Origin of the sequence: Jannaschia seohaensis, from assembly GCF_900116765.1 — a bacterium.
Lineage (GTDB): Bacteria > Pseudomonadota > Alphaproteobacteria > Rhodobacterales > Rhodobacteraceae > Jannaschia > Jannaschia seohaensis.
Genome location: NZ_UETC01000010.1, coordinates 80,777 through 105,499, shown reverse-complemented (window position 1 = coordinate 105,499; position 24,723 = coordinate 80,777). Strand labels below are relative to the sequence as shown.

At 66.1% G+C, this 24,723-nt stretch carries 24 protein-coding genes; 13 read left to right on the top strand and 11 right to left on the bottom strand.

Annotated elements, in window-relative coordinates; genetic code table 11:
- The 4 genes from DTQ71_RS17345 to dusB all read right to left on the bottom strand — a co-directional run bounded on the left by DTQ71_RS17345 (position 1) and on the right by dusB (position 5,707).
- Positions 1-2,190, bottom strand: coding sequence for a sensor histidine kinase NtrY-like (locus tag DTQ71_RS17345; protein WP_407066413.1), 2,190 nt, complete (start codon positions 2,188-2,190; stop codon positions 1-3).
- Positions 2,191-2,295: 105 nt separating this feature from the next.
- Entirely contained in the window at positions 2,296-3,663 is a 1,368-nt protein-coding gene (locus DTQ71_RS17340; RefSeq protein ID WP_109565562.1) for a response regulator, read from the bottom strand.
- A 17-nt stretch (positions 3,664-3,680) separates the two neighbouring features.
- Positions 3,681-4,760 (bottom strand): two-component system sensor histidine kinase NtrB, encoded by a 1,080-nt coding sequence (locus tag DTQ71_RS17335; RefSeq protein WP_109565561.1) that lies wholly within the window; start codon positions 4,758-4,760, stop codon positions 3,681-3,683.
- Positions 4,757-5,707 (bottom strand): tRNA dihydrouridine synthase DusB, encoded by a 951-nt coding sequence (gene dusB / locus DTQ71_RS17330; RefSeq protein ID WP_109565560.1) that lies wholly within the window; start codon positions 5,705-5,707, stop codon positions 4,757-4,759. The genes DTQ71_RS17335 and dusB overlap by 4 nt, the downstream gene beginning before the upstream one ends.
- A 249-nt stretch (positions 5,708-5,956) precedes the next feature.
- Between dusB and DTQ71_RS17325 the strand changes: the two genes are divergently transcribed.
- The 3 genes from DTQ71_RS17325 to DTQ71_RS17315 are packed head-to-tail and all read left to right on the top strand — an operon-like array spanning position 5,957 to position 8,018.
- Entirely contained in the window at positions 5,957-7,081 is a 1,125-nt protein-coding gene (locus tag DTQ71_RS17325; RefSeq protein ID WP_109565559.1) for a bifunctional 2-C-methyl-D-erythritol 4-phosphate cytidylyltransferase/2-C-methyl-D-erythritol 2,4-cyclodiphosphate synthase, read from the top strand.
- Positions 7,078-7,560, top strand: a complete 483-nt coding sequence (locus DTQ71_RS17320; protein WP_109565558.1) for a phosphatidylglycerophosphatase A family protein — start codon at positions 7,078-7,080, stop codon at positions 7,558-7,560. The genes DTQ71_RS17325 and DTQ71_RS17320 overlap by 4 nt, the downstream gene beginning before the upstream one ends.
- Positions 7,557-8,018: a CinA family protein gene (locus DTQ71_RS17315; protein ID WP_109565557.1), complete on the top strand. Its 462-nt coding sequence runs from the start codon at positions 7,557-7,559 to the stop codon at positions 8,016-8,018. Before DTQ71_RS17320 ends, DTQ71_RS17315 begins: the two co-directional genes overlap by 4 nt.
- On the opposite strand, the gene DTQ71_RS17310 is transcribed toward DTQ71_RS17315, so the two are convergent.
- Positions 8,009-8,452, bottom strand: coding sequence for a type II toxin-antitoxin system RatA family toxin (locus DTQ71_RS17310; RefSeq protein ID WP_109565556.1), 444 nt, complete (start codon positions 8,450-8,452; stop codon positions 8,009-8,011). The two genes, DTQ71_RS17315 and DTQ71_RS17310, sit on opposite strands and share 10 nt — an antisense overlap.
- Before the next feature lie 70 nt (positions 8,453-8,522).
- Between DTQ71_RS17310 and hpt the strand changes: the two genes are divergently transcribed.
- Positions 8,523-9,056, top strand: a complete 534-nt coding sequence (gene hpt / locus DTQ71_RS17305) for a hypoxanthine phosphoribosyltransferase (RefSeq protein ID WP_109565596.1) — start codon at positions 8,523-8,525, stop codon at positions 9,054-9,056.
- Here the strand turns inward: hpt and DTQ71_RS17300 are convergent, their stop codons facing one another.
- From DTQ71_RS17300 to DTQ71_RS17275, 6 genes are all read right to left on the bottom strand, one after another.
- Entirely contained in the window at positions 9,057-10,685 is a 1,629-nt protein-coding gene (locus tag DTQ71_RS17300) for a hypothetical protein (RefSeq protein ID WP_109565555.1), read from the bottom strand.
- Between the two features lie 66 nt (positions 10,686-10,751).
- A complete protein-coding gene (locus DTQ71_RS17295) occupies positions 10,752-11,870 on the bottom strand; it encodes an ABC transporter ATP-binding protein (protein WP_109565554.1) in 1,119 nt (372 codons plus the stop codon).
- Positions 11,871-11,933: 63 nt separating this feature from the next.
- Complete coding sequence (locus DTQ71_RS17290) at positions 11,934-13,592, bottom strand: alpha-glucosidase (protein WP_109565553.1); 1,659 nt, start codon at positions 13,590-13,592, stop codon at positions 11,934-11,936.
- An 8-nt stretch (positions 13,593-13,600) separates the two neighbouring features.
- Positions 13,601-14,743, bottom strand: coding sequence for a carbohydrate ABC transporter permease (locus DTQ71_RS17285; protein ID WP_109565552.1), 1,143 nt, complete (start codon positions 14,741-14,743; stop codon positions 13,601-13,603).
- Position 14,744: 1 nt separating this feature from the next.
- Positions 14,745-15,722 (bottom strand): carbohydrate ABC transporter permease, encoded by a 978-nt coding sequence (locus DTQ71_RS17280; protein WP_109565595.1) that lies wholly within the window; start codon positions 15,720-15,722, stop codon positions 14,745-14,747.
- 105 nt (positions 15,723-15,827) lie between these two features.
- Positions 15,828-17,183, bottom strand: a complete 1,356-nt coding sequence (locus DTQ71_RS17275; RefSeq protein ID WP_109565551.1) for an ABC transporter substrate-binding protein — start codon at positions 17,181-17,183, stop codon at positions 15,828-15,830.
- 217 nt (positions 17,184-17,400) lie between these two features.
- Between DTQ71_RS17275 and DTQ71_RS17270 the strand changes: the two genes are divergently transcribed.
- From DTQ71_RS17270 to DTQ71_RS17230, 9 genes are all read left to right on the top strand, one after another.
- Positions 17,401-18,432, top strand: coding sequence for a LacI family DNA-binding transcriptional regulator (locus DTQ71_RS17270; protein ID WP_109565550.1), 1,032 nt, complete (start codon positions 17,401-17,403; stop codon positions 18,430-18,432).
- Positions 18,433-18,561: 129 nt separating this feature from the next.
- The gene (locus tag DTQ71_RS17265) at positions 18,562-19,518 is read left to right on the top strand and encodes a glucokinase (RefSeq protein WP_109565549.1); all 957 of its coding nucleotides are present in this window, start codon (positions 18,562-18,564) and stop codon (positions 19,516-19,518) included.
- A 65-nt stretch (positions 19,519-19,583) separates the two neighbouring features.
- Positions 19,584-19,901 carry an STAS domain-containing protein gene (locus tag DTQ71_RS17260; protein WP_109565548.1) on the top strand — a complete coding sequence of 106 codons (318 nt, stop codon included), beginning with the start codon at positions 19,584-19,586 and terminating at the stop codon, positions 19,899-19,901.
- On the top strand, positions 19,901-20,272 hold the full coding sequence (locus tag DTQ71_RS17255) for a response regulator (protein ID WP_109565547.1): 372 nt from the start codon (positions 19,901-19,903) through the stop codon (positions 20,270-20,272). The genes DTQ71_RS17260 and DTQ71_RS17255 overlap by 1 nt, the downstream gene beginning before the upstream one ends.
- 8 nt (positions 20,273-20,280) lie before the next feature.
- Positions 20,281-22,476 carry a chemotaxis protein CheA gene (locus DTQ71_RS17250; protein WP_170125477.1) on the top strand — a complete coding sequence of 732 codons (2,196 nt, stop codon included), beginning with the start codon at positions 20,281-20,283 and terminating at the stop codon, positions 22,474-22,476.
- Positions 22,473-22,976 carry a chemotaxis protein CheW gene (locus DTQ71_RS17245; protein ID WP_245947634.1) on the top strand — a complete coding sequence of 168 codons (504 nt, stop codon included), beginning with the start codon at positions 22,473-22,475 and terminating at the stop codon, positions 22,974-22,976. The genes DTQ71_RS17250 and DTQ71_RS17245 overlap by 4 nt, the downstream gene beginning before the upstream one ends.
- On the top strand, positions 22,973-23,812 hold the full coding sequence (locus tag DTQ71_RS17240; RefSeq protein ID WP_109565545.1) for a CheR family methyltransferase: 840 nt from the start codon (positions 22,973-22,975) through the stop codon (positions 23,810-23,812). The genes DTQ71_RS17245 and DTQ71_RS17240 overlap by 4 nt, the downstream gene beginning before the upstream one ends.
- Positions 23,803-24,189 carry a response regulator gene (locus DTQ71_RS17235; protein ID WP_109565544.1) on the top strand — a complete coding sequence of 129 codons (387 nt, stop codon included), beginning with the start codon at positions 23,803-23,805 and terminating at the stop codon, positions 24,187-24,189. Before DTQ71_RS17240 ends, DTQ71_RS17235 begins: the two co-directional genes overlap by 10 nt.
- Positions 24,186-24,551 carry a hypothetical protein gene (locus tag DTQ71_RS17230; protein ID WP_109565543.1) on the top strand — a complete coding sequence of 122 codons (366 nt, stop codon included), beginning with the start codon at positions 24,186-24,188 and terminating at the stop codon, positions 24,549-24,551. Before DTQ71_RS17235 ends, DTQ71_RS17230 begins: the two co-directional genes overlap by 4 nt.
- Positions 24,552-24,723: the final 172 nt, after the last annotated feature.

The following is a 24,723-nucleotide window of genomic DNA, read 5'->3' as shown; positions in this document are numbered from 1 at the left end:
TTATTGTACCTCCTCGATAAGCGGCAGGCGGAGCACCGCCTCCGCGCCTTTATGCCCGTCCGCCCCGGCGGGAGCGTCGCGCAGTTCCAATGTTCCGCCGTGCTCTTCCACGATCTTCTTGACGATAGGTAGGCCGAGGCCCGTCCCCTTTTCCCGCGTGGTGACATAGGGCTCGAACAGGCGTGCGCGGTTTTCCGGCAGCCCGATACCCGTATCCGCAATGCGCAGTTCGGCCACGCCATCCGCCTGAGTCAGGGTCACGCGGATGATGCGCTCGAAGTCACCGTCGCCTCTGGATTCAATGGCTTCCCCGGCGTTCTTCACCAAGTTCGTAAAGGCCTGCCCCAGCAGCGTCTCGTCGACCTCGGCCAAGATCTTAGTGTCCGGAATGTCCGCTTCGATCATGATCGGATCGAGCGCCGCGCGTTGCAGCGTCACCGTATCGCGCGCGAGTTGGGCGATATCGGCGCGCCGGCGTTCGGGCTCGGGCATACGAGCGAATTTGCTGAACTCGTCAACGATGCGCCGCAAGTCATTGGTTTGCCGCACGATCACGTCGGTCAACTCACCCAGCTTCGCGGCGCTCTCGGCCTCCAATTCCCGCCCGAACCGGCGCTTCAGGCGCTCCGCCGAGAGCTGGATCGGCGTGAGCGGGTTCTTGATCTCATGGGCGATGCGTCGGGCGACATCGCCCCAGGCCGCCATGCGCTGCGCGCTGACGAGGTCCGTCACGTCGTCGAAGGCCACCACATAGCCCTCCAGCGCGCCATCCGTGCCGGTCCGGGTTGCGATACGGACCAGCAGGGTTTCGAGCTTACCCTCGCGCACGAGCGGCAGTTCCTCCTGCACGGTGTTGGCTCGCCCGGCGCGCAGCTTGTCGAGCAAGGGCGCGAATTCGGGCACGGACTGGCTTAGCAAAAGGCCGTATTGCGCTGCCCCGTCGAAATGGAGCAGCCGCTGGGCCGAGCGGTTGGTGAAGTCGATCCGACCCTCGGCATCCAGCCCGATCACGCCCGCCGTGACGGAGCTGAGAACGCTGTCGAACAGGCGCCGACGCTGTTCCGTCTGCTGATTGGTGTCGATCAGCGCGTCGCGCTGCCCCTTCAGCTGCCGCGTCATCTGGTTGAAGATACGGCCGAGCATGGCGATCTCGTCCTCGCCTTCCTCCTCGGCGACGCGCACGTTGAGATCCCCTTGGCCCACACGCTGCGCCGCCCCGGCCAGTTGACCCACGGGCCGCGAGAGGCGCTCGGCGATCCACAGGCCCGCCCAGGTCGCCGCCAGGATCAGGATCAGCGCGAAGCCGAGATAGAGCAGCCCGAACTCGAACAGCAGCCGCCCGCGATCTTCCTCCAACTGCCGGTAAAGCTGCGCCGTCGCTTGCGTTTCGTCGAGCAGCGCCAGGATCTCCCCGTCGACGGCGCGGGTGACGTAGAGATAGCGATCCGGGTAGGCCGCTAGACGAAGAAGGGCCCGGAACTCATTGATTGTCTTGTCTTCCATGAGCACGACTTCGCCCGCCTCGGCGTGGGCCAGCGCGTCGGGTGTCACCTGCTCGAAATCGAAGAGGTAGGAGCGGTCGCCCCGGGCACGGATCTCGCCCGCGCCATCGATGACGAAAGCCTCTTGCAGGCCGCGCTGCACGAGGTCCTGCCCCTGGCCTAACAGCTGCCGCAGGTCTCCATCGTCGAGGAAGAAAGTCTGTCGCTTCGCGGCGTTCAGAAAGCCCGCGAGCGCGCGCGCATCCTCGATAAGGTCATCGCGATGTTCCTGTGCATAGGCCTCTGCGGCGGCGACAGAGTTGCCGAGCGCGTCGCGAACGCGGTCCGAGAACCATCCCTCCAGCCCCATATTGATCGTGATGGTGGCGAAGACCGCGACCAGGACCGTCGGGATCAGAGCCATGCCGGTGAAGATGCCGGTGAGCCGCAAATGCAGCTGCGACCCGGCCGAACGCGCACGGCGCGCGGCAACCATGCCGGTGACGCGATGCACCACCAGCGCGGCAATGGCGAGGATATAGACGAGATCGGCCAGCAGCACCGCGCGCAGAGCCGTGGCGGCCGCCCCCTCCCCCCGCAGGCCGAGCGCCACGAACGTGACAACGACCAGCACGGGACCCAGGACCACCAGAATGGGCGTCGCCCATTCCTGCAGCTGCTTTCGTCCGCTCCAAAGGAACGTCCGCAGATGCGCCTCGGATGGTGCCGAAGACCGCAAGATTGCCTCGAATCAATGTCCTACCGCGCGATCTTATGCCGGATTTGTCTCCGATCTGCCACGCCTGTGATGATTCTACATCAACTTGCGGCGTCGTGTCACGAGAATATCGAGGTCTGTAATTTTTTTGCGGAGTGTATTCCGATTGATGCCCAGCAGATCGGCACATTTGGCCTGGTTGCCCCCGGTCGCATCGAGCGCGATCTCGATCAAAGGCGCTTCGACGTCGCGCAGAACGCGCTGGTAGAGGCCCGGTGCGGGCAATTCTCCGCCATGCAGGTCGAAATAGCGCTTGAGGTGCTTCTCGACGGCTTCCGACAGGTTATCGCCGGATAGCGCGGCCCGTGGCCCGGCGGCGGTGGGGGCGTTCCCGGTGACGCCTTCGACCTCGGCCCGCGTGATCTCCTCGGCGGGGCTGGTCGCCACGAGGCGGCGCACGATGTTCTCGAGTTGGCGGACATTGCCCGGCCAGGGGTGGGATCGGATGAGCGACATCGCCTCGGTGCTGAAATGCCGGAGGTTGCCGCCCTCTCGCTCGGCCCGGCCGAGGAAGTGGTTGGCCAACAACGGGATATCGTCGACCCGTTCGCGCAGGGCCGGCACGTCGATCTGTGCGCCGGACAGACGGTAATAGAGGTCGGAGCGGAACCCGTCATCGAGGCGCGCTTCCAGGTCGGTCTGCGAGGTCGCCATGACCCGCGGACCGGACCCGCCGAGCGCGTCCAGCATGCGCACGACCCGGGCCTGGGCCTCCGCGTCGAAATCGCCCACCTCGTCGAAGAGGATCGAGCCGCCCTTGGCCCGGCCGACCAGGTCCGCAGGCCCATCGGCGCCCATCAGATCGGTCCCGGTCGCGGTCACGAACGGCAGGGTCCGACGATCGGAGAGATCATGGATTGCCCGGGCGATCAGGGACTTGCCAGTCCCGCTCTCGCCCGTGATCAGGACCGGCAGGTTGGTGTTCATGACCCGCGCCACGAGGCGATAGAGCGCCTGCATCGCCGGCGTCCGCCCGATCATCGGCAGCTCTTCGTTGGCTCGGTCCAGGTCCTGGTCCGGAGCCGGCGCCGCCGGGGCCGCCTTCCGGTCTAAGGCGCGGGACGCCCGCTTCATCAAGTCGGGTAGATCGAAGGGTTTGGGCAGGTAATCGTAGGCGTCGGCCTCGGTCGCCTGGATCGCCGTCATGATCGTGTTCTGCGCCGAGATCACGATCACCGGCAGGCCCGGGCGCGCCTTGCCGATCTTGGGCAGCATGTCCAACCCGTTGCCGTCGGGCATGATGACGTCCGAGATCACCAGATCGCCTTTGCCCTCATCGACCCATCGCATCAGGGTCATCAGGCTGGAGGTCGCGTGGACCTTGCATCCGGCCCGGGTCAGCGCCTGGGTCAGGACGGTCCGGATGGTCCTGTCGTCATCAGCTACGAGGATTGTACCGTCCATCACGAAACTCCTTTATATCAATCGGTTGGGCCATGGGGTTCAGTCTGGTCGCGCGCGGGGGCCATGGGCAGGGACAGCCGGAAGGCGGTGCGTCCCGGCACACTGTCGACCGTGATCCAGCCGCCATGTTCGTGAACGATCTTCGCCACCAGGGCCAAGCCGAGGCCGGTTCCGTTCTCGCGGCCGGACACGAAGGGTTCGAAGAGGTTGCCGATCATCTCGGGCGGGACGCCCGGGCCGTCATCGACGATCTCGACCTGAAGCGGCACCGCCCCGCCCGATCCGTCCGGACGCCGGACCCTCAGCGAAAACTCGTAGAAGGTGCGGATCGTGATATTGCCGCCCTGCTTGCCGACCTGGGCCGCGTTCTTGAGCAGGTTCAGGAAGACCTGTTGCAACTGATCGGGATCGGCCAGGGTCGGCGGCAGCGAGGGATCGAAATCCTCGCTGATGGTCATATGCGCCGCGAAGCCGACCATGGCGGAGCGCCGCGCCCGATCCAGAACGTCATGCAGATTCACTGGCTTGCGCTGTGGCGGACGAAGGTTGCCGAACTGCTCGACCTGGTCGAGCAGCTTCACGATCCGGCGCGTCTCGCCCACGATCAGGTCGGTGAGCTCGAGATCCCCGCCCTCCAGGTTCATCGAGAGGAGCTGCGCGGCGCCCGTGATCCCCGCCAGCGGGTTCTTGATCTCATGGGCGAGCATCTCGGCCATGCCGATCGCACTCCGCGCCGCCGAGGTCGAGGAGCGGCCGCGATCGACCCGCCCCGAGATGTCCCGCGGCGCGATCAGGATCAGCACGCCCTCGTCCAGCATCGACAGATGCAGGTCGCAGCGCAGCGCGGGCCCAGGGCCGAGCTTGACGATGCTGTCATGCAAGGTCAGTGGCGCCCCACGGCGTCGCACACGCGCCGTCGCCGCCTCCAGGCCGCCCTCCACCTCCATCAGGCGGACGATCTCCGAGCCTTCCAGGGTCCGTTGGGAACGGTTGAGAAACCCCTCCCCCGGACCGTTCACCAGAACGACGCGGTCGTCCTCGTCGACGATCAACGCCGGGATGGCGAGCGCGTGCCAAACCGCTCCGGGATCGGTCATGCGGCCTGCCTCTGCGGCCCGGCCAGCGCGTCGGCCAACATGGCGCTGACCTCTGCGGGCGCTCCGGTCAGGATCCGGCGGCGCAGCGCCGGAGGCGTCCCCGCGTCGTCCATATACCAGCCCAGATGTTTGCGGGCGGCGCGGGCGCCGTGCGGCCCGTAGAAATCGAGCATCGCGTCGTAATGCCGGCGGACCAGTTCGACCAGGGCCGGTCCGGACGGGGCGAGAACCGGGGCCCGCCCGGCGAGACCCGCCGCGATTGCCGCGATCGTCCAAGGCCGTCCCTGAATGCCGCGGCCGACCATCACGCCCGCGGCCCCGGACTGCTCCAACGCCTGACGGGCGGTGGCAGTGTCGACGATATCGCCGTTCACCAGGACTGGAACCTCCACCGCCTCGACAATCTCGCGCACGGCGGCCCAGTCGGCCGCGCCCTTGTAGAACTGGCAGCGGGTCCGCCCATGAACCGTGAACATTGCGATCCCTGCCGCCTCCGCGCGGCTAGCGAGGCGCGCGGTGTCGCGCCGCGAGTCGTCCCATCCCAGGCGCGTCTTGAGCGTCACCGGAACCGAAACCGCCTCGACCACGGCCTCGATCAGCGTCAACGCATGGTCGTGATCCCGCAAAAGCGCCGAGCCGGAGGCCCCGCCCACAACCTTCTTGGCGGGGCAGCCCATATTGATGTCGATGATCCGGGCGCCCTGCCCCTCAAGCACGCGCGCGGCCTCGGCCATCCAGTAGGCCTCGCGCCCGGCGATCTGGACCGACGTCCCCGCCGCGCCCGCGCCGATCTCCGCCCGATCACGGACCGAGCGTTTGGCGTGCACCATCTCGCGCGAGGCCACCATCTCGGAGACCACCAGCCCCGCGCCAAAACCGCGCACCAGATCCCGCATCGGCAAATCCGTGATGCCGGCCATCGGCGCAAGCGCCACGGGTTCGGTCATCCCGAGTGCGGCAAGGCGCGGGTCAAGGCTTGATGCGGGACGGACGGGCACGTGCTGAATCCCTGTGCGGTTCGAGAACGCAATAGCGCCTTCCGATCCTCAAATGCAGGCAATGAACGAAGGCGGCGACGCTTCTTTCGCCATATGCCTCATAATTGTGCGAAATGCCAGTGCACTGCCCGTCCGGTTGTCACCCCGCGTTCGCGGGTCTAGGACCGGCAGAGCCCCCCAACCCGAGGCGCCGCCGCGATGGCCGACACCGAGACCACCGTCATGATCGTCGCCGCCGGGCGCGGGACGCGCGCGGGTGGCGGCATTCCAAAGCAATTCAGAGCGTTGCGGGGCAAAGCTATCGTAGCCCACAGTCTTGCGGCCTTCGAGGGGCATGTCGCCGATGCCGTGCTGGTGATTCACCCTGACGATGTCGAACTGGCCGCTCGCGCCTGCCCAGGCGTCCGGCTGATCCCGGGGGGCGCGACACGGGCGGCCTCCGTCGCCGCGGGGCTGGCCGCGGTCGAGACCGACCGCGTGCTGGTCCATGACGCCGCGCGGCCTCTGGTGCCCGCCGCGGTGATCGCGCGGGTCATGGCGGCGCTGGACGACTTCGACGCGGCGGCCCCGGCCTTGGCGGTCACGGATGCGCTTTGGCGGGGAGATACCCGCGTCACCGGGCTCCAGGACCGGAGGGGGCTTTTGCGCGCACAGACACCGCAAGGATTTCGGACGGCCGCGCTGCGGGCGGCCCATGCGGCCTATGCGGGCGAGGCGGCGGACGATGTCGAGGTCGCGCGCGCCGCGGGGATCGAGGTCGCCGTGGTTCAGGGCGACGAGATCAACCTCAAGATCACACGGCCGGAGGATTTCGCCCGCGCCGAACGGCTGATGGGAGCGCAGATGGATATCAGGGTGGGCAACGGCTTCGACGTGCATCGCTTCGGGCCCGGGGATCACGTGATGCTGTGCGGGGTCGCGGTGCCGCATGATCGCGGCCTCCAGGGCCATTCCGACGCCGATGTGGGGCTACACACGCTGGCCGACGCGATCTATGGCGCCTTGGCCGAGGGCGATATCGGGCGGCACTTCCCGCCGTCGGACCCGCAATGGAAGGGCGCGGAGAGCGGGCAGTTCCTGCGCCATGCGGCCGATCTTGCCCGGGCGCGGGGCTTCTCCATCGCCAATCTCGACTGCACGCTGATCTGCGAGCGCCCCAAGATCGGGCCGCATGCCGATGCGATGCGCGCCCGCGTGGCCGAACTTGCGGGGGTCGAGATCGGGCGCGTCTCGGTCAAGGCGACGACGACCGAACGGCTGGGCTTTGCCGGACGCGGCGAGGGCATCGCCTGCCAGGCAACGGTGGCGCTGGTGACGCTATGACGCTCGCGGGGGTGGTCGCGACGGTTCTGGGCGCGGGCCATCTGCGGCCCGCTCCGGGGACCTGGGGCACCTTGGCGGCGCTGCCGCTGGCCTGGCTCGCGATGCAGGGCGGGGCGCTGTTCTTCACCGTGGCGACGGCGTTCATGCTGCCGCTTGGCCTCTGGGCCACGCGCAAGGTGACCGAGGGCCGGGAGGAGCACGACCCCTCCGAGATCGTCATAGACGAGCTTTTGGGCGTCTGGATCGCGCTGATCCCGCTCGCCTGGGGCGCACAGAACGCTGGCGTCCCGGTCGAGCGCCTCTGGCCCGGCTGGATCGCGGCCTTCCTGCTGTTCCGCCTCTTCGACATCTGGAAGCCGGGTCCCGTGGGCTGGGCCGACCGGAGGCCGGACGAATGGGGCGTCATGCTGGACGATGCCGTCGCGGGCGCGATGGCGGCGATCGGAGTGATCGTCCTCGCCGCGCTGGCCCACGCATGACGGCGCGCGCGATCCTCAAGGCGGCGCGGGGCCGCACGGTGGCCACCGCCGAAAGCTGCACCGGCGGCATGGTCGCCGCCGCGCTGACCGATGTGGCCGGGAGTTCCGATGTCTTCCTCTGGGGCGTCGTGACCTATTCCAACGCCGCCAAGACGGACCTGCTGGGCGTGCGGACCGAAACCCTGAAGGCCGTCGGCGCCGTCTCGGAGGAGGTGGCGCGCGAGATGGCGGACGGCGCCCGCGCCCGCTCGGGCGCCGACATCGCCGTCTCGATCACCGGCATCGCCGGGCCCGGCGGTTCGGAGCACAAGCCCGAGGGCCGCGTCTGCTTCGGACTGGCGACGGCGGCGGGCACCCGAACTGAAACGGTCGAGTTCGGCGCCCCGGGGCGGGCCAAGGTGCGCGCGGCGGCGCGGGACCATGCGCTGGCGCTGATCCTGAGCGCGCTTCAGCCGTAGAGGGTGCGCGCCCGCCGCTCGAAGGCCGCCACGACCCGTTGCATCGCCTCATTGAAGACGGCGCCGACGACGCGGCCGATGATGGCGTTGCGGAACTCGAAATCGACCCAGAAATGCACCCGGCAGCCGGTCTCGGTCGGCGCGAAGGTCCATTCCGACTGAAGGTGGCGAAACGGCCCGTCCAGATATTCCGTCTCGATCCGTTTCTCCGACGGCCAGAGCGTCACCCGGGAGCCGAAGCCCTCCCGGAAGACCTTGAAGGAGATGATGAGGTCCGCGAGCATCACCTCTCCCTCTGGCCCGCCCTTGCGGGAGCGGATGCGCGCGGCGGCCGTCCAGGGCAGGAATTTCGGGTAGGAGGCGACATCCGCCACGAGGTCGTACATCTGCTCCGGCGTGTAGGGCAGGTCTCGGGTCTCGGAATGGCGGGGCATGGGGGCCTCTTGGTCGGTCGTCTCCGGCGTGTTAACGCCCCACATGCCGCAGGGGTCCGGGGGGGGCAAGATGGCCGCAGACTACGTGATCGACTCGATGATCTCCGCCAAGGCCATCGCCGCGCGGATCGAGGACCTGGCCCGCGAGATCGAGAAGCGGTTCGAGGGCACCGACAAGCTGGTCGTGGTGGGCCTGCTGCGGGGCAGCTTCGTCTTCATCGCCGACCTCGTCCGGGAGTTGGACCTGCCCGTTGAGGTCGACTTCCTGGAGGCGTCCTCCTACGGCGACGGGATGGAATCGAGCCGCGAGGTGCGCATCCTCAAGGACCTACGTGGCGAGATCGGCGGGCGCGATGTGCTGGTGGTCGAGGACATCGTCGATACCGGCTTTACCCTGCACCACGTCCTGCACCTGCTCACCTCGCGCCAGCCCAGACGGCTGGAGACCATCGCCCTGCTCGACAAACCGTCCCGGCGGGAGGTGGACGTGAAGGCGACCTGGACCGGCTTCGAGATCCCGGACGAGTTCGTCGTGGGCTACGGCATCGACTACGCCCAGCGGAACCGCAACCTGCCCTTCATCGGCAAGGTGCGCTTCCCCTGATCAGTTCAACTCCATCCGCGCTCGGCGCAGGCGCTGGAGATCGGCGGGCGTCATCTCGATCACCGGCTTGCCCAGATAGTCCGTCTTCGGCGTCTTGCCCATCTGTTTGAAGAAGCTGATCAGCAGCGCCGAAAGGACGGCCACGCCGATCACGGCATTGAAGGCGATCGGCCCGACATAGTTCAGCGTCGCGTGATACTTGTCGTCGACCAGCAGGTTGATCGCGGTCGGCAGCACGGGCCGCAGGACATAGCCCGCCACCAGCAGCAACGCCGCCTTGATCAGCCCGCCGATCACATGGCGCGGCGCGACGATGGCCCGCGGCAGCAGGAACGGCACCGCCATCAGCGCGCCAAACGCGCAATAGCCGATCAGCGCGTGGAGCGGATCGAAGCCGTAGCTCAGCGCCAGTTGCGGCAGCTGCCGGTCGGCCTGGATCATCTGCCAGAGCAGATAGCCCGTGCCGAGCAGCCCCGCGCCAAGCAGGCGCAGCACGAGCCAATCGGCCGCGACATAGAGCTTCATCAGGGCCCCGGTGGCGGGCAGTTTCGGCTCCGGCAGGGTGCCGCGACGCATGTCCTTCTTGGGCACCTCCGGCACTGTAGGCACGGCGGTCGTGGCGGAATAGGGAGGCAGCGGCGCCTCGACCAGAGTGCTCGGCAGAGGCCGGCTGATGACGAAGGCCGTCGATGCGATCAGGCCGAGGCTGGCGATCGCGCCGAGGATCGTCGCCATGACCTGCCCGCGCGCCTCGGAGACGGCGACGGCGATCACATCCGCCACCTGCTCGGGCGCCAGCACGAATTGTTGCTCGGCCAGGGCGAACCCGAACGGCGCGGCCCCGATTGCGGCAACCAGGGGCGCGCTCAGGAGGATCAACCAGACACCCACGCCGAAGAAATGGAACCACCGGGTCGGCCGATAAACGAAGCGCGGCATCGTGCGGGCAAAAAGCAGCGTTCCGCCCGTCAGGATGCCGGCGGCGCAGAGGGCCAGCGCGACCAGCTCCAGGTCGATGATCCCGTAGAGGACACGGACCGGTCCGGGCTCGTAGACCAGACGGCCCAACATGAAGGCCGACATCGCGAGCGCGATCCCGGCAAAGGCCAGCAGGGCCCGATGGGTGCTGAGAAAGACGGAGGTCTCCGCGGCGTCGATCTCGGGGATCTGCGCCGCCGGAGGGACCGGGGCCGCCTCCATCGCCGCGTCTGGACGCCCTTTCGCGGACAGGATCAGCACCAGCAGAGCGCCCAGCAAAGCGCCGGCGGCCCAGGCATGATCCGCCTCGGGCGGGATCGGCGGCGCGCCGGAGATCAGCGGCTCGACCGTGCGCAGGATCGAGACCAGGATCGTGCTGGCGAGCCAACTCGCCCCCGCCAGCGGCACCGCCCAGAGGACGTGGCCCAGACGGAAGGGCTGACGCAGACCGCGCGGCAGCCACCAGGGGATCAGCAGGAACAGCCCCAGGGCCATGGCGCCCAGATCCGCTTCGACCGGCAGCGCACCGATGACCTCCAGCCCTTCCCCCGCAGCAAAGCCCGGCAGCAGGATGCCCATCGCTCCGACAGCGATGAGGCCGAGCCCTCCCAGACGCAGGAAAGCCGCGTAGAAAAAGCGAAGAAACGACATCGGGCACCTCGAAACGGATAGATCCAGTCTCAAGCTGCCCGACAAGTTGGGCCTAAACGGGGCCGATCATCTATAGAGCAGCGACACTCCGTTTCGAAAAACGTGTACTTTCGACGGATCGGCTGTCAGCGCGAAACGCTGATTGCGGAGGTTGGGCTGGATTCCGGGCAGCTTGGCGATCACCGGGTCATGCTCGGGCGCATCGCGCTTGAAGTAGAGCAAGGTCACCTCGCCCAGCCGCTCCTCGACCTCGACCACGCCCGAATAGGCGTAGTCGTCGCCCTCGGCGGCGACCGCGTCCTCGGGACGAATGCCGATATTGACCTTAGCGCCCATGTCCTCGGGCTTGGAGGGCACGTTGGAGGTGATCGTCCCGCTGCCCTTCTCGGTCTTGATCGTGGTGGTCTCGCCGGTGCCGACGATCTCGCCGGCCAACAGGTTCATGGCAGGCGAGCCGATGAAGCGGGCGACGAATTCGCTGTTGGGCGTCTCGTAGAGCTCCAGCGGCGTGCCGACCTGGCCGATGGAATATTTGTGGCCGTTGTTCTTGAGCGCATCCAGAACGACGATCCGGCTGGCCAGCGTCATCGCCTCGACCTGGTCGTGGGTGACGTAGATCATGGTCGAGTCGGGCATCTGCTCCTTGAGCTGGGCGATCTCGATGCGGGTGGCGACGCGGAGCGCGGCGTCGAGGTTCGAGAGCGGCTCGTCGAAGAGATAGACCTTCGGGTCGCGCACAATCGAGCGGCCGATGGCCACGCGCTGCCGCTGGCCGCCGGACAGGGCCTTGGGCAGGCGGTCGAGATATTCGGTCAGTTGCAGCTTTTTCGCGGCCGCGTTCACGCGCTCGTCGATCTCTTCCTTCGACTTACCCGCGATCTTGAGCGCGAAGGCCATGTTGTCCCGCACGGTCATATGCGGATAGAGCGCGTAGGATTGGAACACCATCGCGATGCCGCGCTCGGAGGGCGGCACGTCGTTGACGACTTCGCCGTCGATTTCGAGCGTCCCGCCCGAAATCTTTTCCAGACCCGCGATCATCCGCAGGAGCGTGGACTTGCCGCAGCCCGACGGCCCGACGAACACGATGAGTTCGCCTTGCTTGATATCGAGGTCGATGTCCTTGAGGACTTCCACCTCGCCGCCATAGACCTTGCTCACGTCGGTCAGTTTCAGGTTCGCCATCTGGCGTCTCCTCCCTCTTTTTCTGTCACGTGGCCGGCGCCTTCCCCCGGCCGCGTGGAATATTCAGGTCACGCTGCGCAGAAGCGTGTAATGCCATGGACCCAGCCGCATGCCCCCGCCGATGGTTATGGCCCGGCCCGGGTCGGTTCCGCCGACGCCCTCGACGAAACTCCATTCGCCCTCGGGCGGATGCACGCTGACCGCCTCGCCTCCCAGGTTGAAGGCGCAGAACCAGCGCTCGCCACCCTTCTCGCGGATGAAATGCAGCAGGTCTCCCTCGGCGGTCATCTCCGATTGCGTGCCCGAACGGAGCGCGGGCGAGCCCGCGCGCATCGCGATGACACGGCGGTAATGGTGCAAGATCGCATTCTCGCGATGCTCCTGCAGGCCCACGGCCCGGCCGAGATGTTCGGGACAGACCGGCAGCCACGGCTTGGCGCGGCTGAAGCCGCCATTGAGGTTCGACGCCTCCCAGACCATCGGGGTCCGGCAGCCGTCGCGGCCGACATATTCCGGCCAGAACTCAATGCCGTAGGGGTCGCGCAGGTCTTCGTAGGCCACGCGCGCTTCGGTCAAGCCCAGCTCTTCGCCCTGGTAGAGGCAGAGCGAGCCGCGCAAGCACTGCATCAGCGTCGCATAGCAGCGCGCGCCCTGGTCATCGAGGTTCCAGCGGGTCACGTGCCGGGTCACGTCATGGTTCGAGAGCGCCCAGCAGGCCCAGCCATCCGGGGCCTCCCGCTCCAGCCGCTCAAAGGTCTCGACCACGCGGGACGCTTTCATTCCGTCGCCCGACAGGAACTCGAAGGCGTAGCACATATGCACGCCCTGCCCCTCCCGGGTGTAATCCCCCAGGATTTTCAGCCCATATTGCGCATCCCCGACCTCGCCAACGGCGGCAGTGCCGGGATACTCGTCGAGCAACTCGCGGAACCGCTTGAGAAAGAGCAGGTTTTCGGGCTGCGTCTTGGAATAGAGATGTTCCTGGTGGTTATAGGGGTTCACGGCGGGCGCGATCGAGGCGTTGCGCTTTTCCGGCGGCAAGGCCGGATTGTCGCGCAGATGCTTGTCCGCGAAGTAGAAGTTGATCGTGTCGAGCCGGAAGCCGTCGACCCCGCGATCCAGCCAGAAGCGGGTGATATCCAGCAGCGCGTTCTGCACGTCAATGTTGTGGAAGTTCAGATCGGGCTGGGTCGATAGAAAATTGTGCAAGTAATACTGGAGCCGGCGCGGATCCCAGTGCCAGGCCGTGCCGCCGAAGATGCTGAGCCAGTTGTTCGGCGGCGTGCCGTCCGGCTTCGGATCGGCCCAGACATACCAATCGGCCTTGTCGTTATGCCGGTTCATCCGGCTTTCCTGGAACCACGGATGCAGGTCCGAGGAATGGGACAGCACCAGGTCGATCATCACGCGCAGACCCAGACGGTGGGCGGTCGCCACCAGCAGGTCGAAATCCTCCAGCGTGCCGAACATCGGGTCGACGTCACGGTAGTCCGAAACATCGTAGCCGAAATCGCGCATCGGCGAGGTGAAGAACGGGCTGATCCAGATTCCGTCCACTCCGAGCGACGCGACATAGGGCAGCCGCTCGGTGATGCCGTTCAGGTCGCCGATCCCGTCACCGGAGCTGTCCTGGAAGGACCTCGGATAGATCTGGTAGATCACTCCCCCCCGCCACCAGTCGAGATCGGTGTCGGAGGAGAGCTGGGTCGCGATTGCGCTCATGTGTCGGCCTATTTCACGGAACCGGCCAGCAGGCCGCGCACGAGGTAGCGTTGCATCGTGAAGAACACCAAGAGCGGCACCGCGATCGACACGAAGGCCGCCGCCGCGAGGATGCCCCAGTCACCGCCCCGCGAGCCCAGCAGGTCGTCGGCGATCTTCACCGTCATGACCCAGGATTCCGAGTTGGAGGGCAGGAACACCTTAGCCACCAGCAGATCGTTCCAGGTCCACAGGAACTGGAAGATCGCGAAGGAGGCCAGCGCCGGGAAGCTCAGCGGCAGGACGATCTTGGTGAAGACCTGGAAGTCCGTCGCGCCGTCGACCTTGGCGCTCTCGATGATGTCGCGCGGCAGGCCGACCATGTAGTTCCTGAGCAGGTAGACCGCCAATGGCAAGCCGAACGCGGTATGCGCGAACCATATCCCGTAGAAGCTCTGACCGATCCCGATGGTGTTATGGAAGGTCAGCATCGGGACGAGCGCGAGTTGGAGCGGCACGACAAGCAGCCCGACCACGACGGCGATCAGAACCCCGCGCCCGGGGAAGTCCATCCAGGCCAGCGCATAGGCCGCGAAGGCCGCCACGAGGATCGGGATGATAGTCGCCGGGATCGTCACGGTCAGCGTGTTGATGAAGGCCACGTCCATCCCGGCCGAGGCGAGGATCGTCTCGTAGTTCTCGGTCGAGAAGCTGGGCGGCACCTTGGTCCCGAAATAGACGGTCGGGTTGCGGCTCGGCTGCTCTTCGTCGGGGTCGACATAGACGTAATCGCCGTTCGTCTCGACGGTCAGGGTCCGGCCGCGCACCAGTTCGCCCGTGGTGCCGGGCGCGAAGGCGTTGGGCTCCGACCGGCGGCCGCCGAAGGAGATGACCTCGCCCGAGCCGTCCTCGCCGAAGACATTGCCCTCCAGCACCCAGCCTTCCGGCGTCTGCCGGAACTCCCCCTCGGCGGAGGCGGCAAAGTTCTGCTCGGTCGCGAAGGGCGCGTTCCACCAGCCCGAGGAGCTGATCGCGTCCCGGTCGCGGAAGGACGAGACTAACAGGCCGATCGTCGGGATCAGCCAGAGGACGACCAGGAAGACGACCGAGAGATTGGTGACGATCTTCAGGCCGGAGGTTTCGCCGGCGATTCCGTCATCGTTAGCGGCCATGTCAACGCACCTCCTTGCGGGCTTGCATGATGTTCCAGATCATCACGGGCAGCACGATCACCATGATGACGAAGGCCACAGCCGTCGCGCGCCCGTCGTCGCGGAACATGTATTCCATCATGTAACTGGGCAGGATCTGCGTGCCGAAATTGCCGCCGGTCATCGTGTAGACGATGTCGAAGACCTTCAGCACCAGAATGGTGATGGTGGTCCAGACGACCACGATGGTGCCCATGATCTGCGGGATCTTGATGCGGAAGAAGATCTGCGTCGGGCTGGCCCCGTCGATGATCGCCGCTTCGATTGTCTCTTCCGGGATGCCGCGCAACGCCGCGCTGAGGATCACCATGGCGAAGCCGGTCTGGATCCAGACCAGGATGAACATCAGCAGAAAGTTGTTCCAGAACCCGACCTGAAGCGGGTCGAGCGCCTCGAACCCCATCGAGGCGCGGAGGGCGTTGATGATCCCGATTTCGGGATCGACCGCGTAGACGAATTTCCAGATCAGCGACGCGCCCACGAAAGAGATCGCCATCGGCATAAAGATCAGTGACTTCGCGATGTTGCCCCAGCTCAGACGGTCGGTGAGCTGCGCCACCAGCAGGCCCAGGAAGGTCGAGGCCGCTGGCACGAAAAGCACCCAGAGGAAGTTGTTGAACAACGCCTGCCGGAATTCCCCGTCTCCGAAGAGGAGGCCGTAGTTCCCGAGCCCGACGAACTCGTCGCCGGCCCGGTTGAACAGCGAGCGCCAGAACGACCCGAAGACCGGATAGACCAGGTAGAGGCCCAGAGCCAGGATCGCGGGGAGCATGAAGAGCCAGGGCCGGATCGCGTTGGCGCGATTGATGTTGCGCCCGGCATCCTTGCCCTTGGGGGGGAAGATGTACTTGTCGAGGACATAGTTCGACGACCAGAAGTAGCCGATGCACCCACCGACGCCGATGATGACCGTCAGGATGCCTTGCAAAAGCGGTGACATGAACATTCCTCCCATGCGCGCTGTCGGGAAAAGCGGGGACCGGGCTCCTCCACCCGGCCCCCGCTCATGGATCGACCCGCCCCAGTAAGGCGCGGGTCAAAGCCGTCAGTTCAGCGACTGCCAGCGCTCCTGGACACCGGCGGCGACCTCTTCGGCCGAGGCGCCGGTGACGTAGTCGACCATGCCCGTCCAGAACGCCCCGGCGCCGATCTCACCCGGCATCAGGTCGGACGCGTCGAAGCGGAAGGTCGTCGCGTCCAGCAGGATCTGGCCTTGCGCGCGCAGGCTATCCTCGGAATAGGCGTCGGTGTTGACGCCCGCATGCGCCGTCAGGAAGCCGCCTTGGGCCATCCAGAGCTCATGGGCGATGGGCAGCTTGAGGAATTCGATCATCGCCTCGGCGCCCTCGGAGGGGTTGGTGATGGCGAAGAGCGTCCCGGCGCCCAGAACCGGCGCGCCCAGATCCTTGTCGGCATAGGCGGGGAAGTAGAAGAAATCGACATCCTCGCCGACGACCGTCCCTTCCGGGAAGAAGGCCGGGATGAACGAGGCCTGGCGGTGCATATAGCAGGCAGGCGGGATCGCGAAGAGGCCCGTCGGGCTGTCGCGGAAGTCGGTCGAGGCCACAGCCTGCGAGCCGCCGCTGACGTAGTCGTCGTTCCGCGCGAAATAGCCGAATTCCTCGATGGCCGCGACCACCTCGGGCGCGTCGAAGGGCAGCTCGTTGGAGACCCAGGCGTCATAGACAGAGGGCGGCTGCGTCCGCAGCATCATGTCCTCGACCCAGTCGGTCGCGGGCCAGCCGGTCGCCGCGCCCGAGCCCAGGCCGATGCACCAGGGCGTCTCGCCGTCGGCGACGATCTGGTCGGTCAGCTCCTTGAGCTCTTCCATTGTGGTCGGGATGTCATAGCCCATCTCGTCGAAGGCGGCGGGCGAATACCAGACCAGCGATTTCAGATCGACGCGGTAGAACATGCCATAGAGGTCGTCCTCACCGTCCTCACCGGCATAGGTGCCGAGATCGACCCAGGACTGGCCCGCGGCGAAGTTCTCGGCGACCCAGTCGGCCGTGCCGTCGGGCAGCGGCGTCAGCAGCCCTTGCGAGGCCATGTCGGCGGCGAGACCGGGCTGCGGGAACACCGCGAGGTTCGGCGCGGAGCCCGCGCGCGAGGAGATCACGATGTCCTGCTCAAAGCTGTCGGAGCCGGAATAGTTGACCTCCGCGCCGGTCGCATCGGCGAAGAACGCCATCACGATGTCGAACTTGGCGGCCTCGTCGCCGGTCCAGGGCCCGGTCACGGTGACGGTCTGCCCGGTGAGATCGGTCGCTTCGGCGAAGGCATTGTAGCTGTCCCAGTCGAACGGTCCCTCGCCCGGCGTGAAGGCGGCGGTATGGCCGTCGGCATAGGCGGCACTCGAAAGAAGCACCGCGATGGCGGTGCTGCTGGCAAGCTTCTTCATAAGTCCTCCCGTGCGGCCTCGTCGGGCCACGTTGTGATGCCGGTTCCCTCCGGCGTTTCGCATTGCGGCCCGGATTCTCTTTCCAAACCGCTTTGACAAGTCCAGCAATCGGCCCGATGCTGACGAAAGTCAATGTCCGAGGCCCACCTCAGGAATACGCGAGGGTGTTTTTTCGGAGCGGGAGCGGAGCGCGGGGAGGCCCCGGAGGGAGCAAATCTTGAATCTAAAGGAATTCGCTGGGTTGCTTGGCTTGTCGCCGACCACGGTCAGCCGCGCCTTGGGCGGCTATCCGGAAGTGCGGGAAGAAACGCGGCGCCGCGTGACGGAGGCGGCGAAACGTCACGGCTATCGCCCGAATCGAAGGGCGGCCGCGCTTGCGAGCGGACGGGCCATGGCCATCGGCCACGTCATCCCGACCGCCCTGAACCAAGAGGTCGTCAACCCGGTCTTCGCCGATTTCATATCCGGTGCAGGCGAGGTCTATTCGAGCGAGAACTACGACCTGACCCTCTCGATCGTGACGGATGGCAGCGAGGACCGGGTCTATCGTCAGATGGCCCAGACCCGCAGCGTCGACGGCGTCATCGTCCACGGACCACGGATCGGCGACCAGCGTATTCCTCTCTTGCAGGAGCTGGGGCTGCCGTTCGTCGTGCATGGCCGGTTGCCGGGCGAGCACGCGCCGTTCAACTTCGTCGATATCGATAACATCCGAGCGTTTCACAAAGCGACGGATTTGCTGCTGGACCTGGGGCATCGGCGGATCGCCCTGTTGAACGGCAATCTCGACATGGACTTCGCCTGCCGGCGGCGGGATGGCTTCGCCTCGGCGATGTCCGGGCGCGGGGTGAGCGTCGACCCGGATCTGCTCTTTGCCGGGGATATGTCCGAGACCAACGGCCACGGAGCGGCACGCCGCATGTTGGAAGGCCCCAACCCGCCGACCGCCTTTCTGGTCTCCTCCCTGACGATGGCCATCGGCGTGCGCCGCGCGACGCATGAGCTGGGCTTGCGTCTGGGCCAGGACGTCTCCCTCGTGACCCATGACGACGTGCTCAGCTATCTCGCCAACGGGCCACAGGACGCGCCGCTCTTCACGGCCACGCGCTCTTCGGTGCGGGCGGCCGGGCGGCGATGTGCCGAGATCCTGATCGAGCAGATCACCCGGCCCGGCCTGGCTCCGATCCAGGATATTTGGGAATGCGAACTGGTGATCGGCGCCTCGACCGGACCGGCCCCGAATGCGTGAGACCTGCCGCCGTCCCGTCGCTCTGTGCTGGACAAGCTGCGGCACGTTTTGGAATACCCCCCACGCGCGGCGCCCGGTTTCCGCGATCTCGCGCGGCCGTTTCCGCCTGGCCCAACTACGGAGTGTGCCATGACCGACGAACTCTACCTGCTGGCCGATGTCGGAGGCACCAATACCCGCGTCGCGCTGAGCCGCGGCCGCGAGGTCCTGCAGGACACCGTGCGGAAATACGCCAACCGCGATTTCGTCAATTTGGCCCCTGCCCTGGCCCATTACCGCGCCGAACAAGGCGGTCCGGCCCCCGACGGCGCCTGCGTCTGCATCGCGGGCCCCGTAGCCAATGGCGTCGGCAGCCTGACCAATCTCGACTGGTCGATCGACGAGGCTCGCCTGGCCGATGCGACCGGCGCGACGACCTGCGCGATTCTGAACGACCTCCAGGCGCAGGGCCATGCCTTGGGCCATCTGCCGGAAGCCGCCTATGAGACGGTCGTCGAGGGCCCCTCGGTCGCCGGTCCTCGGCTCGTCGTCGGGATCGGGACGGGGTTCAACGCCTCGCCGGTCCATGACACCCCGGCGGGCCGCATCGTCCCCGCCTGCGAAGCCGGCCATGCCAACATGCCTGTGCGCACCGAGGCTGAACTGCGTCTTTGCACCTTCGTCTCCACCGCCCACGGTTTTCCGGCGATCGAGGACGTGTTGTCGGGCCGCGGGCTGGAGCGGATCTACCATTGGCTCTCTCACGAGGCGGGCGAGAGCGCCGAGTTCACCGCCGCCGAAATCATGTCGCGGATCGACACCGATCCCCGGGCCGAAGCGACCCTCCGCCAGTTCATCCGCACCGCCGGAACGGTCGTCGGCAACCTCGCGCTGATCCATTTGCCTCTGGGGGGCGTCTATCTCGTCGGGGGCGTCTCCCGCTCGGTCGGGCCTTACCTTCAGGAGAAGGGGTTCCCCGAAGCGTTCCGTGACAAGGGCCGCTTCGCCGGCTTCATGGCGAACTTTCCCGTCTCGCTGATCATCGACGATTTCGCGGCACTGACGGGCTGCGCGGCCTATCTTTCGAAGCTGCGCGCCGCCTCGTAACCGTTTGTTAGGAGCCGGGCGGATATGCCGGCTGGGACGAGTATCCCAGACCGGAGTATCCGAAGGTGTCGACTTCCCCCGCTCCCCCAACCGCAGAGGACACGGCGCTGACCCTTGCGCCGCGTCAGGACCTCGGATCCGCCCGCCGATTGCGCGACTGGTTCCTTGCCCAAAGCGGCGATGTCACCGTCGATGCAACCGCGGTGGAGATCGTGACCACGCCGGCCTTGCAGGTGCTCCTCGCAGGTACCGACCATGTGCGCAGCCAGGGCGGTTCGGTCGAGATCAGGTGCCCCTCCGCGGCTTTCACGCGCTGCCTCGCCGATCTCGGATGCACGGTCGACCGCCTGACCAAGGGCGCGCAGCCGGTGGGGGGTGTCTGATGCACGTCCTCGCAATCGATGACAGCCGCACGATCCGCGACATGGTCCGCCTCACGCTGGAGCGGGAGGGGATCGAGTCGACCATGGCCGTGGACGGGCTGGAGGGGCTGGAGATTCTCAAGGCGATGGACCCACAGCCCGATGCCATCCTGACCGATGTGAACATGCCCCGGCTCGACGGCTTCGGCTTTATCGAGGCGGTCCGGGCGCTGGACGTCTTCGCAGGTATTCCCATCCTGGTTCTGACGACCGAGGGCGCGAAAGAGCTCAAGCAACGTGCGCGCAACGCCGGCGCAACCGGCTGGATCGTCAAACCCTTCGACCCCGCGCGCCTCGTGGTGGCCCTGCGCACCGTGACGGGGCTGCGCTGATGTCGAGCATGGACGAAATCCGCGCGACCTTCTTCGAAGAATGCACCGAGTTGCTGGAGCAGCTCGAGGGCGGTCTGCTTCGGCTGGAGGCCGGAGAGCAAGACGCCGACACGGTCGATGCGGTCTTTCGCGCCGTGCATTCGATCAAGGGGGGCGCCGGGGCCTTCCACCTCACGGCGCTCATTTCTTTCTCCCACGAATTCGAGACCGCATTGGACGGGCTGCGCAGCGGATCGGTCGAGATCGACGCCGTCGTCGTCGCCACCTTGCTGCGTGCGTCCGACCGGCTGGGGGATCTTGTGGCCAAGGCGATCGAGGGGGAAGAGGGCGACGCCACGATCCCGGACGACCTCGCCGAGCTCGCCGCGCGCGCAAGCGCCGGCAGCGCTGAAGAGGACGTCGATTTCGGCCTCGCGGATCTGCCCCCACTGGACGACGCGTTCGAAGTCACGCCGTTGGACCTCAACATGTTCGAGGAAGACGGCGACGCACCGGACGCCCCCACCGCGCCAAGATCGAAGGCCGGCGGCTATTGGGAGATCCAGTTCGAGCCCCTGCCCGATCTCTTCTCCAGCGGCAACGAACCCTTGTATCTGTTCCGTGCGCTCCATGTGATGGGGCGGCTGGAGCCGCGCCTGATCGAAAGCGATCTGCCGCCGCTGGAGGAATTGGACCCGAGCCAGCCGCGTGTCCGCTGGATCATCGACCTCTACCCCTCCGCGCCCGATCTGACCGAGACCGAGATCGAGAGCGTCTTCGAATTCGCCCAGGATCTCTGCGTCATCACGATGACCTACCGGGAGCCCGAGGTGCCCGACCCGGACCCTGCCCCGAGTGCGGAAGCTGAGGCGCCAGAGACCCCAGACTCAGCGGAGCTCACCGCCGACCCGGAACCGACCCCGCCCGCCCCCGAGCCGCCGCCACAGCGGCCCGCGGCCCAAGACAGCAAACCCGCGGCCCCCGCTCCCGCGGGCCCAAAAGGCGGGCTTTCGGCAACCATCCGGGTGGACCTGGACCGAATCGACCGATTGGTGAACCTCGTCGGGGAACTCGTGATCTGTCAGGCGATGCTGTCTCAGAGCGTTTTGAAGGACGGGCTGGGTTCGAATTCCGACTCGGCGTCCGGTCTCGACGATCTCCAACAGCTGACCCGGGACATCCAAGACAGCGTGATGGCCATCCGAGCACAGCCGGTGCGCTCGCTCTTCCAACGCATGACCCGCATCGTCCGCGAGGCGGCGCAGATGACGGGCAAGGATGTCCGGCTGGAGACCGAGGGCGAGTCCACTGAAATCGACAAGACCGTGGTCGAGCGGTTGTCCGACCCGCTGACACACATGATCCGCAATTCCATCGACCACGGTGTCGAGTCCCCCGCAGATCGTATTGCCGCAGGCAAGCCCGCGACCGGCACGGTCCGTCTCTCTGCGCGCCAGCAGTCCGATCGGGTGGTGATCGAAATCACCGATGACGGCAAAGGCATCGACCGGGAGCGGGTGCGCGCGCGCGCGATCGAACGCGGCCTCATCCCCGCCGACCGGCCTCTCGAACCGGCTGAAATCGACCGCCTGCTCTTTCTTCCGGGCTTCTCCACCGCAGCGAGCATTTCCAACCTATCCGGCCGCGGTGTCGGAATGGACGTCGTGCAGCGGGCCATCCGCGATCTGAACGGCACCATCGCGACCCATTCCGAGCCCGGCAAGGGATGCACCTTTTCAATCAGTCTTCCCCTGACCCTCGCAATCCTCGACGGAATGATCGTACGCTCCGCGCAGCAGCGCATGGTCGTCCCTCTTGCGGCCATCGTCGAGACGCAGACCATGGACTCCGCCCGGATCGAGCCGATCTCCCCCATGCGCAGCGTGGTGATGCTGCAAGACCGCTTCGTTCCCCTGCTGGACCTGGCGGAAGGGATGGGCTTCGCCGCTCCGGCGCAAATCGATAGACGCGCCGATGACGACAGCGCTCTTCTCTTCGTAAAACCCGACGACCTGGACGCTTACGCGCTGCGCGTCGATGCCATCGAGGCACAGCGTCAAGTCGTCATCAAAGGCCTGGGCGATAGCTTCGGTCGCGTGCCGTGCGTTTCGGCTGCAACCATACTTGGGGATGGGCAGGTCGCCCTGATCGTCGATCCCGGCGGTTTGGCCCTGGCCTCAGACGCGATCCGCGGGCCTGCCGCATTCGAGGGGCATCTATCATGACCGCAGCGCCTCTCGCCTCTCAAATCACGTCGGATGCACCGCCCTATGGCGCCGGGATGGAATTACTGACCTTCCGATGCGGCGGCCGCGCATTCGCCGTGGATATCATGGCCGTCCGTGAGATCCGCAGTTGGAGCGCGCCGACCCCCTTGCCTCATGCGCCGCCCTATATGCGGGGCATGGTCAACCTGCGCGGATCCGTTCTGCCGGTCATGGATCTCGCCATGCGCTTGGGCGCGCCGCGCACCGAGGACAATCCGCGCAACGTCATCATCGTCATCCAGCAGGGAAGCCGCGTCCATGGCCTCCTGGTCGAGGCGGTTTCCGATATCGTCCATCCTGTCCCCGACCAGTTGCAGGACGTGCCGAAGGTCGCATCGGAGGACGAGACCGGCATGGCAGAGCGCCTGTTCGTCGTCGATGACGCCATGGTGCAAATCTTGTCGATGGAGCGGGTCCTGCCCCGCCTGCCGGGCATGGCCGAGGAAGGGGTACAATGATCTCTCTTCCAGATAGCGCGTTTCGCAGGCTGAGTTCACTCGCGCTCGCCGAGGCCGGGTTGGACTTGCAGGAGGGAAAGCAGTCCTTTGTCGCCTCGCGCTTGCAAAAGAGGCTGCGCGCGACGGGGGCGCAAGACTTCGAGGTCTATGCCTCGCTCGTCGAAGGCTCTGATCCGGCAGCCGTGGAGGAGCGACAGTATCTGATCTCTGCGCTGACGACGAACGTCACAAGCGTTTTTAGGGAGCCGCACCACTTTGCTCTCCTCGCCCGGGCACTCAAAGCCCTGGACCGTGGCCGGTCAGACCCTCTGCGCATCTGGTCCGCAGGCTGCTCTACCGGCGAGGAGACGCTCTCGATGGCGATGATCTGCCGATGCGTTTTCGGCCCGGCTTGGATCGCACATGCACGGATTCTCGCGACGGATATCGACTACATCTCACTGTCTATCGCCAAGAGCCAGTTTGGCGATCCCTCGCTCATTGTCGCCCTGCAAGACGGAGCGGCCGCCGCACTCGGCACCCGGGGCGACACGCCTCGCGTGGATATCTCCGACCTTCAAGCGGGCATCACCTATCTTCGGCACAGCTTGATCGAGCCCCTGCCCGTCCCACGCCCGTTCGACATCATCTTTTGTCGGAACGTAACGATTTACTTTGCCGCCGACATTCAGCGCACGGTGCAGGCGGATCTAATCGACCGACTGGCGCCGGACGGCCTGCTCTGCCTCGGCCATTCCGAAAGGCTGCTGATCGAAGACAGCGATCTCCGGTTGATCGGACAGACGAGCTACGCCGGAAAATCATCATCCTTTGCGGAGATAGTCCCATGTCGTTGAGGGAAAGCCTCAAGATCCTCGTCGTTGACGATATGTCCACCAGCCGCGGCTTGCTGCTTCAGGCGCTCGACAGTCTGGGGATCCGGAATGTCGAATATGCGACCGATGGGAAGAACGCGATCCAGAAGGCGCGGACCAATCCCCCCCATCTCGTGCTCTCGGACCTCTATATGCCTGAGATGAATGGGTTGCAGTTGCTGCAGCATCTTCGGCACGATCCGGTCACAAAGCGCATTGGCTTCATCCTTATCACCGGGCGCAGTGACGAGAAGGTCATCAAGACGGGCAAATCTCTGGGAATGAACAATTTTCTCCCCAAACCTTTCACCGTGGCAGATATCAAGGCGACGATTGAAGCGGTGGTTGGGCGCCTATGAAAGTTCCGCCGAGCCTGGATTCGGCGATCGCCTCGGAATGTCGGCGACTCGGCCATGCCCTGGCACAGCTCGAAGGCGGCTTGGTCGCCTTCGCGCGCGGCGAAGTCGATCGAGACGCGTTGGTTACGGAACTGCAGGCCATCGACGCCACGCATCAGACATTAGAAGACCTCGCGCGCATCCTCGACGTGCTCGCCCGACCGGCGCCAGCGGATCGGACACAGGCGACCAAGGCGCTCGCTGCGATCAGGCAGGGATCGGTGCGGACGCGGCTCACACAAAGCCTGGTTCCTCTGGCGGAGGACGCGCGACAGAGTACGGGCCCGGCAGCCCTGGGGCCGGAGGACATTGAACTTTGGTGAACGGAGCGATCGGGAATACAAGAACAGAGGGTGGCCCGAGCCATGACCGCGAACCCATTCGGAGTCTTTAGGCCACCCGTGGAGATGCACGGAGGGCCCGCGTTTCAGGGCCCATTATCCACGTCGGACAGAGGCCGTTTGCATGTGCCCCGAACAGCGCCATCATATCAGG